At 58.7% G+C, this 12,372-nt stretch carries 14 protein-coding genes; 2 read left to right on the top strand and 12 right to left on the bottom strand.

From position 1 onward, the window contains the following. Positions 1-156: 156 nt before the first annotated feature. Positions 157-1,902, bottom strand: coding sequence for a DNA primase (gene dnaG, locus V1587_RS21265; protein WP_167213480.1), 1,746 nt, complete (start codon positions 1,900-1,902; stop codon positions 157-159). Between the two features lie 115 nt (positions 1,903-2,017). Further along, a complete protein-coding gene (rpsU, locus tag V1587_RS21260) occupies positions 2,018-2,233 on the bottom strand; it encodes a 30S ribosomal protein S21 (RefSeq protein WP_001144069.1) in 216 nt (71 codons plus the stop codon). 236 nt (positions 2,234-2,469) lie between these two features. On the opposite strand from rpsU, the gene tsaD reads away from it, so the two are divergent. Further along, positions 2,470-3,483, top strand: coding sequence for a tRNA (adenosine(37)-N6)-threonylcarbamoyltransferase complex transferase subunit TsaD (tsaD, locus tag V1587_RS21255; protein ID WP_133295161.1), 1,014 nt, complete (start codon positions 2,470-2,472; stop codon positions 3,481-3,483). An 87-nt stretch (positions 3,484-3,570) separates the two neighbouring features. On the opposite strand, the gene ureG is transcribed toward tsaD, so the two are convergent. The 9 genes from ureG to V1587_RS21210 form a co-directional block, all read right to left on the bottom strand. After that, complete coding sequence (gene ureG / locus V1587_RS21250) at positions 3,571-4,188, bottom strand: urease accessory protein UreG (RefSeq protein WP_024906473.1); 618 nt, start codon at positions 4,186-4,188, stop codon at positions 3,571-3,573. 9 nt (positions 4,189-4,197) lie between these two features. After that, complete coding sequence (locus V1587_RS21245; protein WP_371897776.1) at positions 4,198-4,872, bottom strand: urease accessory protein UreF; 675 nt, start codon at positions 4,870-4,872, stop codon at positions 4,198-4,200. After that, positions 4,872-5,411, bottom strand: a complete 540-nt coding sequence (locus V1587_RS21240; protein WP_248207125.1) for a HupE/UreJ family protein — start codon at positions 5,409-5,411, stop codon at positions 4,872-4,874. The genes V1587_RS21245 and V1587_RS21240 overlap by 1 nt, the downstream gene beginning before the upstream one ends. A gap of 9 nt (positions 5,412-5,420) precedes the next feature. After that, positions 5,421-5,927: an urease accessory protein UreE gene (ureE, locus tag V1587_RS21235; protein WP_395314595.1), complete on the bottom strand. Its 507-nt coding sequence runs from the start codon at positions 5,925-5,927 to the stop codon at positions 5,421-5,423. A gap of 9 nt (positions 5,928-5,936) precedes the next feature. Next, the gene (gene ureC, locus V1587_RS21230) at positions 5,937-7,640 is read right to left on the bottom strand and encodes an urease subunit alpha (RefSeq protein ID WP_371897777.1); all 1,704 of its coding nucleotides are present in this window, start codon (positions 7,638-7,640) and stop codon (positions 5,937-5,939) included. After that, the gene (locus V1587_RS21225) at positions 7,633-7,947 is read right to left on the bottom strand and encodes an urease subunit beta (protein ID WP_371897778.1); all 315 of its coding nucleotides are present in this window, start codon (positions 7,945-7,947) and stop codon (positions 7,633-7,635) included. The genes ureC and V1587_RS21225 overlap by 8 nt, the downstream gene beginning before the upstream one ends. Positions 7,948-7,957: 10 nt before the next feature. Continuing rightward, positions 7,958-8,260: an urease subunit gamma gene (locus V1587_RS21220; RefSeq protein WP_006811999.1), complete on the bottom strand. Its 303-nt coding sequence runs from the start codon at positions 8,258-8,260 to the stop codon at positions 7,958-7,960. Between the two features lie 10 nt (positions 8,261-8,270). After that, positions 8,271-9,098 carry an urease accessory protein UreD gene (locus V1587_RS21215; protein ID WP_371897779.1) on the bottom strand — a complete coding sequence of 276 codons (828 nt, stop codon included), beginning with the start codon at positions 9,096-9,098 and terminating at the stop codon, positions 8,271-8,273. Between the two features lie 149 nt (positions 9,099-9,247). After that, positions 9,248-10,261: an alpha/beta hydrolase gene (locus tag V1587_RS21210; protein WP_371897780.1), complete on the bottom strand. Its 1,014-nt coding sequence runs from the start codon at positions 10,259-10,261 to the stop codon at positions 9,248-9,250. Between the two features lie 149 nt (positions 10,262-10,410). On the opposite strand from V1587_RS21210, the gene V1587_RS21205 reads away from it, so the two are divergent. Next, the gene (locus V1587_RS21205; RefSeq protein WP_371897781.1) at positions 10,411-10,833 is read left to right on the top strand and encodes a MarR family winged helix-turn-helix transcriptional regulator; all 423 of its coding nucleotides are present in this window, start codon (positions 10,411-10,413) and stop codon (positions 10,831-10,833) included. Between the two features lie 40 nt (positions 10,834-10,873). On the opposite strand, the gene V1587_RS21200 is transcribed toward V1587_RS21205, so the two are convergent. Next, entirely contained in the window at positions 10,874-12,340 is a 1,467-nt protein-coding gene (locus V1587_RS21200) for an MFS transporter (RefSeq protein WP_371897782.1), read from the bottom strand. Positions 12,341-12,372 lie beyond the last annotated feature (32 nt).

Raw genomic sequence — 12,372 nt, 5'->3', positions numbered from 1 at the left:
CCGATCGATATTCGGCACTTAAGCCGTTAAATACTTCATCCTTCACGTTGTCTCTGCGTTAGCTGCGTTCTCTCATCCTGGTCATGTACTTATGCACACTCCCAGGACTTCGTTCGCTTGCTGCCTTGATACAACGCGAATGATTTTGTCTTTCACTTATTTTCTTGCCAGTTCCTGGTTAATCATCCAGAGCTCCCGGCGTTCTTCGCTGCTCAAACCGTGTGTGCGCTCGCGAGCTATCAACTCTTCCTGGCGCAGCTCAAGCATCGAATCAAACATATGGTTGAGTGAGTCGGTGAACGTTTTTTCTGCAATGTCCTTATCTGCTATATCGTCCCACATCGACAATTTTTCAAGGGTAGCGGCCTCTTTTGTGCCGCGATAATGCTCTAAAAGTTGTCCGGTGGTCAGACCTGGCTGAGACAAACACGTGTTGACCAGTTCTGAAAATAAGCCAAGTCCGGGCAATTTTTCGTGGTTCAAACCCGCCAGCGACGGCACCTGTGGCGCCAGCTCGGGGTTTTGGACCAGCAACCCTATCAGTATACGCATGGTTGTGCGTTTTAGCTGAGGCGCGGGGCGAACCGCGCCGTTTTCAGCCTGTTTAGGCATTAAACGTTCAAGCTGGCTGTCATCCAGAATGCCGAGCTTGTTGCCTAACTCCTGACGCAGATAGATGCGCAGCGTTTCGCCGGGCACCTGGCTGATTAACGGCAGCGCCAGCGTGCTGAGCTGCGCGCGCCCGTCAGGGGTACTCAAATCGACCTGCGGCATCAGGCTGTTAAACAAAAACGTGGAGAGCGGCTGAGCCTGCTCCATCCGCGCTTCAAACGCCGCTTTGCCCTCTTTACGCACCAGCGTATCCGGGTCTTCACCGTCGGGCAGGAACATAAAGCGTAGCTGACGCCCGTCGGTCATATAGGGTAGCGCGGTTTCCAGCGCACGCCAGGCGGCGTCTCGTCCGGCGCGGTCTCCGTCGTAACAGCAGATGACGTTATTGGTCACCCTGAACAGCAGTTGAATATGATCGGCGGTGGTGGACGTACCTAAAGACGCAACCGCGTAGTTGATGTCGTACTGAGCCAGCGCCACGACGTCCATATAACCTTCGACGACCAGAAGACGCGGAGGTTCCGCGTTATCCTGCTGCGCCTCATAAAGACCGTAAAGCTGGCGGCCCTTATGGAAAATATCGGTTTCCGGGGAGTTGAGGTACTTCGGCAGGGCATCACCCAGCACGCGACCACCAAAACCAATTACCCGGCCTCGCTTGTCGCGGATTGGGAACATCACCCGTTCGCGGAAGCGGTCGTAGCTTCGTCCCTGGTCGTTGGTGACCAGCATGCCTGCATCGATGAGAGACTTACGATCTTCGCTATTGCCGCCAAAACGCTTTAACACGTTGTCCCAGCCGGGCGGGGCGTAACCAATAGCGAAACGCGCAATGACATCGTCGCTCAGTCCGCGCTTGTTCAGATACTGACGCGCAGGCTCAGCCGCAGAGTGCTTAAGAGACTGTTGGTAAAACGAATTCAGGCCATCCATCAGTTGATACAGCGTTTGCCGTTGATGGCGCTCGATCTGACTTGGCCCACTGCCTGCTTCATACGGCACTTCAAGGTTATGCATCGCCGCCAGCTCTTCGACGGTTTCAACGAACTCGAGCTTGTCGTAGTTCATTAAAAAATCAACGGCATTACCGTGAGCACCACAGCCGAAGCAATGGTAAAACTGCTTTTCACCGTTTACGGTGAAGGAGGGGGTTTTTTCGTTATGGAACGGACAGCACGCATGGTAGTTCTTGCCCTGCTTTTTCAGCTTTACCCGCGCGTCGATGAGATCGACGATGTCGGTTCTGGCAAGCAGGTCATTGATGAAAACGCGTGGGATTCTTCCGGCCATATGCCCCAAAATTTTAAGCGACTTATAAACGAAAACAAGCCGCGCATTCCTTCCGGAAGCACGGCCTTACGACTATTACTCTGTCTGTCAATTGAGGGCTGAGGCCCTCAACCAATTAGTACAGACGAGTACGGCGTGCGTTTTCGCGAGCCAGTTTCTTCGCGTGACGTTTCACAGCGGAAGCTTTAGCGCGCTTACGTTCGGTCGTTGGTTTTTCATAAAACTCACGACGACGAACTTCAGCCAGAACACCTGCTTTCTCGCATGAACGTTTGAAGCGACGCAGTGCTACGTCGAACGGCTCGTTTTCACGTACTTTAATTACCGGCATGTAACTCTCACCTTTAATAAATTCGGTTTGCCGCTGGCATCAACGCCAGCTTATTTCAAAATGGTGCGGAATTTTACTGCAAATGCTGCTGCTTTGTAAAGCACCGATGCGATTTTGAAAGGGACTTTAATAAGGGTGAGGAGTATACACGAGCCTTCTTCCTGGGGCGAACAAAGTTTTACATCAACCCGCCCAGGCTCTACACTGCGCGGTATTGAAATGAGGTAAAACAAGTCATGCGTGTACTGGGTATTGAAACATCCTGCGATGAAACCGGCATCGCCATTTACGACGACGAAAAAGGGCTTCTGGCCAACCAGCTGTATAGTCAGGTGAAATTGCACGCTGACTACGGCGGCGTCGTACCTGAACTGGCCTCTCGTGACCACGTGCGTAAAACGGTTCCCCTGATTCAGGCGGCGCTGAAAGAGGCGGGGTTAACGGCAAAAGAGATTGATGCAGTAGCGTATACCGCAGGCCCGGGCCTGGTCGGCGCGCTGCTGGTTGGCGCGACGGTTGGCCGTTCGCTGGCCTTCGCGTGGGACGTGCCGGCCATCCCGGTTCACCATATGGAAGGGCACCTTCTGGCGCCGATGCTGGAAGAAAATCCGCCTGAATTCCCGTTTGTGGCGCTGCTGGTCTCCGGCGGCCATACGCAGCTGATTAGCGTAACGGGCATTGGCAAGTACGAGCTGCTGGGCGAGTCAATCGACGACGCCGCCGGTGAAGCGTTCGACAAAACCGCCAAGCTGCTGGGACTCGATTACCCTGGCGGCCCGATGCTGTCCAAAATGGCGGCGCAGGGAACGGAAGGGCGCTTTGTCTTCCCGCGTCCGATGACCGACCGTCCGGGGCTGGACTTCAGCTTCTCCGGGCTGAAAACCTTCGCGGCCAACACGATTCGCAATAACGACGACAGCGAGCAGACCCGCGCCGATATCGCCCGCGCGTTTGAAGATGCGGTGGTGGATACGCTGATGATCAAGTGCAAGCGCGCGCTGGAACAGACCGGCTTTAAGCGTCTGGTGATGGCGGGCGGCGTCAGCGCCAACCGCACGCTGCGCGCGAAGCTCGCCGAGATGATGCAAAAGCGTCGCGGGGAAGTGTTCTACGCGCGTCCGGAATTCTGTACCGATAACGGGGCGATGATCGCTTATGCGGGTATGGTGCGCCTGAACGCTGGCGCAACGTCCGACCTGAGCGTGTCCGTACGTCCGCGCTGGCCGCTGGCGGAACTGCCGGAGGCGTGAGTTTTTGCCCGGTGGCGGCTTCGCCTGACCGGGCCTACAAAACCGTAGGCCGGGTCAGGCGAAGCCGCCACCCGGCAACAAACCGAACTACACCCGCAGCATCCCTTTCTCTTCCAGAAACGCAATAATCGTCGCTAAACCGTCACCCGCCTTCAGGTTGGTAAAAGTCCATGGACGCTCGCCGCGCATGCGGTTGGTGTCGCGCTCCATCACCTCCAGCGACGCACCGACGTACGGTGCGAGATCGGTTTTGTTGATCACCAGAAAATCGGATTTGGTGATCCCCGGCCCGCCCTTGCGCGGAATTTTTTCCCCTTCGGCGACGTCGATCACGTAGATGGTCAGATCCGCCAGCTCCGGGCTGAAGGTCGCGCTCAGGTTGTCCCCGCCGCTTTCCACGAAGATCAGATCCAGATTGCCGAACTTCTCGCTTAACGCTTCCACCGCCGCCAGGTTCATCGAGGCGTCTTCGCGGATGGCGGTATGCGGGCAGCCGCCTGTCTCCACGCCCACGATGCGCTCCGGCGCCAGCGCGCCCGCTTCGGTCAGGATGCGCTGATCCTCTTTGGTGTAGATATCGTTGGTTACCACCGCCAGGTGATACGTGTCGCGCATCGCCTTGCAAAGCGCTTCCAGCAGCGCGGTTTTGCCCGACCCTACCGGGCCACCCACGCCCACGCGCAGGGGATGTTTGTAATCAGCCATGTTGACTCCTCAGGAACGGAATAGTCGTGAATATTGGGTTTCGTGGCGCGCGGAGGCGATGGCGGACAGCGGCGTTGCTGCGCCCAGCGCGTCGTCGCGACGTAAAAAGGCCTGTTCAAGCCCGGCGGCAAAATGGTCGCTCAGTTCGATAATCAGCTGCTGCGCGGCCTGCTGCCCAAACGGCACCAGCTTAACGCCCGCCATGACCGCGCTCTCAATCCAGCTGTATCCCAGGCTCAGGGCCAGCTCACGCACGTCAATGCCCCAGCGCACGCCGAGCCACGCCATGCCGCAGAGCTGGCTTTGCCTGCACAGCGCCAGCCATTCTGCCGGGCAGTCCGGCTCCCAGCTTTTAATCAGGCGCGTAAACGCCGCCCCGCGGTTGCGTTCTTCTTCGCGCAGCTCGCGCGTCTCCCGGCAGGCGAGCAGGTATGCCGTCCAGCGTTTGGCCGTCGCCAGATCGTTCCGATCGCAGGCCCGGCAAAGGCGATCAAACAGCGGCAGATCGACGCAGAAAAAACTCTGTTCCATCTGCTGGAACTGCCAGCGTTTAAAGGCGTCGGCGTCCGTGACCCAGCCCGCCTCAACGGCCCACTCCAGCCCCTGCGACCAGGTAAACGACCCGACCGGCAGGCTGCTGCTGGAGAGCTGCATCAGGCGCAGCCGCTGGCGGGCGTGCTCCATTAGCTCATCAGCGCCAGCAGGGCGGAGACGATCAGCCCGCCGCCGAAGGTTTTACGCAGCCCGTCGTGACGGCGCAGCAGCAATCCTGCGGCAAAGCTGGCGCACAACACCGTGGCGCTGGCGAACATAAACCCGCTGGTGAAGAGCCAGAAGCTGTGGCCGGACATCTCCACGCCGTGCGCCCAGCCGTGAAACATCGCCAGAGCAGGTACCGCCAGCAGCAGACGATTTTCGGTTTTAAACATCATCACGCCGCTGACCGCCAGCGAGGCGATAATCAGCATCTCCATGCCGCTGAAGCCGCCGAGCAGGCTGCCCGCAATGGCGCCGACAAGCATCATCCCGAGGGTCGCAAACGGCAGCAGGAGCTTGCGGCCGCTAAGCGCCGAGAGCACGCCCGCACCGGTGAGCATCAGCAGGTGATCGAGCCCGGTCAGCGGGTGGAGAAATCCGGCCTGAAAGCTGTCGGCGCCATGGCCGGGATGCGCGAGCGCGGGAACGGAAAAAGCCAGCAGTAACAGCGGTAAATACTTGCGCATGATTGATCCTTAATGTGAATGAGCGTGAGAATGGCTATGGCTATGGCTATGGCTATGGCTATGGCTATGGCTATGGCTATGGCCGTGGGCATCGCTGGCATACGCGCCCGCTTCCGGTTCAAACGGCAGGCTGGCGTAGGTCACCTCCAGCCCGAACTGGCGCAGCATGTCGTTGAGAACGTGGTCGTGGTGATAGCGCAGCTCGCCGGGCATGATCTGCAGCGGCACGTGGCGGTTGCCCAGGTGGTAGCAGGCGCGGGCGAGCAGGAACGGATCGGCGCATCGCACCACGGAGACGGACTCCGGAGCGGCGATCACTTCGATCACTTCGCTGCCGTCGTCGGTGGTCAGCAGGTCGCCCCCGCGCAGCAGCAGGCCGCGCGGAAGCATCAGCCCGGCTTCGCGGCCGTCGTTAAGCTCCACGCGGGCGCGGCTTTTCACCCGCACGTCAATCGGCAGCGTGACGCTGGCGGTAGTTTGATGCGCATGGTCCAGGCGTTGGGTCAGATAAATCATCATCACTCCTCAAAACAGGAAATAGCGTTGCGCCATCGGCAGAACGTCGGCCGGTTCGCTGGTTATCAGTTGACCGTCGACGCGCACCTCGTAGGTTTGTGAGTCGACGGTGATATTCGGCTGCAGGCCGTTGTGGATCATGTCGGCCTTTTTCACCGTCCGACAGCCTTTCACCACCGCGGTCGCGCTCTGTAGGTTGAGCTGCTGCGGGATGCCGCTCGCACTGGCGGCCTGCGAGATAAACGTCAGCCGCGTGGCGTGGCGCGCGGCGCCCAGCGATCCAAACATCGGGCGGTAATGCACCGGCTGCGGCGTGGGGATTGAAGCGTTGATATCTCCCATCGGCGCGCAGGCGATCATCCCACCCTTGACGATGGTGGCGGGTTTTACGCCGAAGAACGCCGGGGACCAGACCACCAGATCCGCCAGCTTGCCCGCCTCAATCGAACCCACTTCATGGGCGATGCCGTGGGTGAGTGCCGGGTTAATGGTGTATTTGGCGACGTAGCGCTTCACGCGGAAGTTGTCGTTCTCGCCGGTTTCTTCCGGCAGCGCACCGCGCTGGACCTTCATGCGGTGCGCCACCTGCCAGGTGCGGATAATCACTTCCCCAACGCGGCCCATGGCCTGCGAGTCTGACGACGTGAGCGAGAACGCGCCGATGTCGTGCAGCACGTCTTCCGCGGCGATGGTTTCCCGGCGAATGCGGGATTCGGCAAAGGCCACGTCCTCGGCGATATCCGGATCGAGGTGATGGCAAACCATCAGCATGTCGAGATGCTCGTCGATGGTATTGACCGTGTAGGGCAGCGTCGGGTTGGTGGAGGAGGGCAGAATATTCGGGTGTGCGCAGGCGGTGATGATATCCGGCGCGTGGCCACCGCCCGCCCCTTCAGTGTGGAAGGTGTGGATGGTGCGCCCGCCAATGGCGGCCAGCGTATCTTCGACAAACCCGGACTCGTTCAGCGTGTCGCTGTGCAGCGCCACCTGAATGTCCATCTCTTCGGCCACCTCTAGAGAACAGTTGATCGCCGCAGGCGTCGCGCCCCAGTCTTCGTGGATTTTAAGCCCGATGGCGCCCGCGGCAATCTGCTCGCGCAGGGCGTCCGGATTGGATCCGTTACCTTTGCCGAGCAGGCCGATATTCACCGGCAGCGTATCGGCAGCCTGCAGCATGCGGGCGATATACCACGGCCCCGGGGTGCAGGTGGTGGCGTTGGTGCCCGCCGCCGGTCCGGTGCCGCCGCCGATCATGGTGGTGACGCCGGAGACCAGCGCCTCTTCCGCCTGCTGCGGGCAGATCCAGTGGATGTGGGTGTCGATCCCGCCTGCGGTGACGATCTTCCCCTCGGCGGCGATGACTTCGGTTGCGGCACCAATCGGGATCGTCACGCCGGGCTGAATGTCCGGATTCCCGGCTTTACCGACGGCAAAGATCCGCCCGTTCTTGACGCCGATATCGGCTTTCACGATCCCCCAGTGATCGACGATCAGCGCATTGGTCAGCACCAGATCCACGCAGTCGTCTGCGGTCATCTGCCCCTGACCCATGCCGTCGCGGATCACCTTTCCGCCGCCGAATTTGACCTCTTCGCCGTAGATCGTGAGATCGTCTTCCACTTCAATCCACAACTCGCTGTCGGCCAGCCGCACTTTATCGCCGGTGGTGGGGCCGAACATATCGGCATAGGCCTGGCGCGAAATCTCAGCCATGCTTCACCTCACCCATTACCTCGCCGCGAAAGCCGACAATGCGCTGCGCACCCGTGACCTGAACCAGCGTCACTTCCCGCTTCTGGCCGGGCTCGAATCGCACGGCGGTGCCTGCCGGGATGTTCAGCCGGTAGCCTCGGGTCACCTCACGGTTAAACTTCAGCGCCGGATTGACCTCGTAAAAGTGATAGTGCGATCCGACCTGGATCGGCCTGTCGCCGTGATTTTCGACAATCACGGTTTGGGTTTCGCGCCCGACGTTGATCGCAATCGCGCCGGGCTGGATCTGGTATTCGCCTGGGATCATCACGCGCTCCTTAGACGATCGGGTTGTGGACGGTGACGAGCTTGGACCCGTCCGGGAAGGTGGCTTCTACCTGGATATCCGGGATCATCTCCGGCACGCCTTCCATGACCTGATCGCGCCTCAGGACGTGGCGGCCCGCCTCCATCAGCGAGGCGACGGTTTCGCCATCGCGCGCGCCTTCCATAATGAAGGCGCTGATCAGCGCGACCGATTCCGGGTAATTGAGCTTTACCCCGCGCGCAAGGCGGCGTTCGGCAACCAGCGCGGCGGTGAACAGCAACAGCTTGTCTTTTTCTCTGGGGGTCAGTTCCATAACGTTTCTCTTATGTCTGCCAGATACGCGGCGAACAGGCGGTTTTGGTGGTGAGAAGCGGGCGAAGCGACTGCCAGACGTCGCGCATCACCCGCTGACAGATCAGGTTATCGTGGGAGAGAAAGCGCACCGACATGAGATCGTCCACGAGCGTGGCGCCCGCAAACGTATCCAGCGGGGCGAGCAGCGCACGCGCCGCGTCGAGATGTTCTTCTCTGGCCGGGTAGAACAGCAGCGTGCCGATCCACGGATGCCCGGCGACGGGCGTGAGATCGCCGTCGGCAAGATGCTGACGTTCAATCAGGCGCGGCTCGTTCTCAACCCAGACCTCAAGGCGGCTCTCCAGCGTGCCGTGGCTGAAGGCCTCATTGATTACCGGTCGTCCCAGGCAGTAAAGCTCCCACGCCAGCAGCGTGCTGAAGGCCTTCAGGTGGAAGACAGAACGCAGCGCGGCGTTCGCACCGGGGAAGATAATCGTGTCCTGCGGCAGCCACTCCAGCGTGGAGTCATCATCGAGATAAAAGTGCTGATTCAGGCGAGCCTGCGGGCCGCTGCTGCGATAGAACTTGCTGGCGCCGGGCATGGTGATAAGCGCATGGCTTTTGGCGTCCAGACGCACGGAGATATCCAGCGAATCCCCGCCCACAACCCCGCCCGGCGGGTGCAGCAGGTAAAGGTGGCAGGTTTCGCCTTCAGGGTAAAATGGACGCTGAACGGTAAGCGGCCCGACGTGATGAGCGGAGTGCAGGAGGGTTTTCTCAGGGGTGTGACAAAACTGCAGGGCAAGCGACGCTTGCCAGCCTTTGTACGAGTTATCAGTGACCTGAGCTGCTAACATGCTGCATCCATCTGCTCATCATCGTGGTCGTTTCAGTATGCCCTGGCAGAAATGAAGGCTGTCATATGAGTCGCTTATGGATGGCGGTTAAGACGAAACAAAAAAGCACGCCCCGGGGGACGTGCTGTCTGACAAACATCGCGATGCTGTTATTTCAGGTGCTCATGCAGCGCTGAACCAGCCTGCTCCAGGGCAACCTTGACCGTAGGCTCTTCGCTCAGTGGATTGAGCAGGCCGTAATCGTGGATCATGCCGTTATAGCGCGTGACGGTCACCGGGACGCCAGCCGCATCCAGCTTACGCCCGAATGCTTCACCTTCATCCCGCAGAACGTCCAGCTCTGCTGTCTGGATCAGCGTCTCGGGGAAGCCTTTCAACTGCGCGGCGCTGGCGCGAAGCGGAGAGGCAAGGATATTGTTGCGATCGGCCGCGCTGGTGGTGTAGTTATCCCAGAACCATTTCATCATGTTTTTCGACAGGAAATAGCCGTTCTCGAACTGGTTATACGAGGCAGTATCAAAATTCGCATCGGTAACCGGCCAGAGCATGACGTTGTAGCGAATCTTTGGCCCATTGAACTGTTTGGCCTGCAGCGCCACCGAAGCCACCATATTGCCGCCCACGCTATTACCCACCAGACCCAGACGGCTACCGTCCACGCCAATTTCCTTGCCGTGCTCGGCGACCCATTTTGTCGCTTCATAGGCCTGATTAATTGCCACCGGGAAGTGGGCTTCAGGCGACGGTGTGTAGTCGACGTAAACCGCTGTGGCGCCCGAAGCGCGAACGAGGTCGCGGATTAAGCGTTCGTGGGTAGGGAAGTCACCCAGGACCCAACCGCCGCCGTGGAAGAACATAAATGCCGGGAGCGTGCCGCTAGCGTTTTCAGGTTTCACTATTTTCAGTTTTATCGCCTGGCCATTTACCTGGATCGTTTTTTCTGAAACCTGAGCGGGCGGCAGTTTTACGCCTTGCTGCGCACCGATCAGGACCTGGCGGGCCTCCTGCGGGGTCATCTGTTCCATTGGCTTACCCTTGCCGGAATTCAAAACATTAAGAAATGCCTGTACGCCTGCGGTTGGGGCTGGGGTATTGGTAGTTTGAGCGGATGCTGCAGCTGACGCGAAGACGGAAGAAACCAGGATGGCGGTTAGTGTTTTCATGGTAATGCCTCTTTAAGCGTATTGGATCGGATGAGATAATTAAGTAGTGCACTACTTAGTTGTTGGTGGTAATACTTGCGCGCAAGATACTTTTAGTCAAACATTATTTATAATTTTTTTTAGGTAACCGATTCGGAGTTGATAGAAAAATGAAAGAAAACAAAACGCTAGATGATTTACTTTGCTTCTCGCTGTACTCGGTCACCAATGCGTTCGTTCGCCAGTATCGCCCCTTACTACAAGAGTTGGATCTGACCTATCCGCAATTCGTTGTTTTGATGGCGCTTTATGAGAAAGACAACATTCCACTTCGCGATCTCAGCGAAAAGACGTTTTTTGATTCGGGCACATTGACTCCGCTTGTACAAAAGCTGGAGGCAAAAGGATTTCTCAACCGTATCGCTGTTGTGGGTGATGAAAGGATGAAAAATGTCGTACTGACCGACAAGGCAAAAGAACTGAAGAAACGGGTGATGGCTTTGCCGGATCAGATTCGCTGTAGCATGCGGATGAATGATGAAGAGCTTGAGATGCTGAAAAAACTCTCCCGAACGCTTCTGGATGATTTGTAAGAACCCTTCGGTGGGGTGAGCCCACCGAAGTAATGCGTCGTTACCGGTAGTCCTCCGCATCCACATCATACCCGGACGGCTCCCAGCGGATTGCCAGCAGCGAGGCCAGACCGATAAACGGCGCCAGCGCAATCACCCAGAACACGGCGGTGTCGAGAGACGCGACCAGCAGCGGAAACAGGAACAGCGACAGCGTGGAGCTGCTGCGCATCAGCGTCTGGTTGAGACCTACGCCCACGCCGCGCAGCGAGGTGGGGTAGCTCAGCGAGGCAAACGTCATGGTATGCGCGCCCGGGCCAAAGCCCTGACCGAACAGGAACAGCGCCAGCATCGCCACGGCAAGCACCCCTTCAGAGGCACCTTCCGGTCGACCAATCAGCCCCAGGCCCAGCAGCGCAACCAGCTGGCAGGCGTAACCCGCAAGCGACATCCGCCAGGCGCCGAAGCGCGGCACGTAGCGTACCGCCAGCAGTCCGCCAACGAAGGCAAACAGCAGGTTAAGCGCCAGAGAAATCAGGATGGTGGTCAGCATCGACTGGACAAAGAAGCTGGAGATGATCACCGGCAGGCCAAACGCCACGGCGTTATAGGCGAAGGAAGAGACGACAGATAGCAGCGTGGCGAGCGTCGTGCGGCGTAAGTAGATGCCCCGGAACAGGTTCAGATAATTTGACCATTTCGCTTTATTCACGACGGGGGCTGGCTGGCTCAGCGCATCCTGCGGCACGTGGGCATTGATGTTGTACGACTGGCGTAAAATGGACGCCGCCTCTTTCAGGTTGCCCTGATTCGCCGCCCAGACCGGAGATTCGCTCATATAGCGGCTGCGGATGGCGATAATCACCAGCGCGGGCACTGCGCCAAAGCCGAGAATCAGACGCCACAGCCAGTCGCTGTGGCTTTCCGGCAGCACGGCGTAGAAGAAAAGCACCAGCAGGTAGGAGATGCTGATGGCGGCATACCAGGTGGGGCACCACATCGCAACGCTGGAAGCCTTATTTCCTGGCCCTTTCAGCCTGGCGAACTCGCTTAAAAACGCCATCGCCACGGGAAGATCGATCCCGACGCCAAGCCCCATGACAAAGCGGGCACCCGCCAGCACATATTCGTTCGGGGCCAGCGCACAGGCGATAGCCGCTACGACGAAGAACACCATATCAGCCATAAAGACGCGATAGCGCCCGATTTTATCCGTGAGATAACCGCCGAGCAGCGCCCCGACAATGGCACCAAAGGTAATCGCCGACGCCACCATGCCGGTACCGGCGGGCGTCAGGTTAAATTCGCGGGTGATGTCTTTAATGCCGAAGGCCAGCGCGCCCAGATCGTAGGCATCAAGGAAAATCCCGCCCAGCGCGATCCCAACCACGATACGGGCGTTGGCCCGACCCTGAGAACCGTCATTAACGAGGCGTGATACATCCGAGGCGCTGCGCACCCACTGGATGTCGCCATCGGTGTGTTTTCCTGCCGTTGAAAGGGGAGTTGTTTCTGTGATTTCTGCCATTTTCTTCTTGTGTGGTTGTGTTGTGTCATTAA

The sequence above is a fragment of the Enterobacter sp. ECC-249 genome (assembly GCF_043965265.1).
Classification (GTDB): domain Bacteria; phylum Pseudomonadota; class Gammaproteobacteria; order Enterobacterales; family Enterobacteriaceae; genus Enterobacter; species Enterobacter quasiroggenkampii.
Note: the sequence above shows the minus strand (reverse complement) of the source record. Positions and strands in the feature narration are given on the sequence as shown.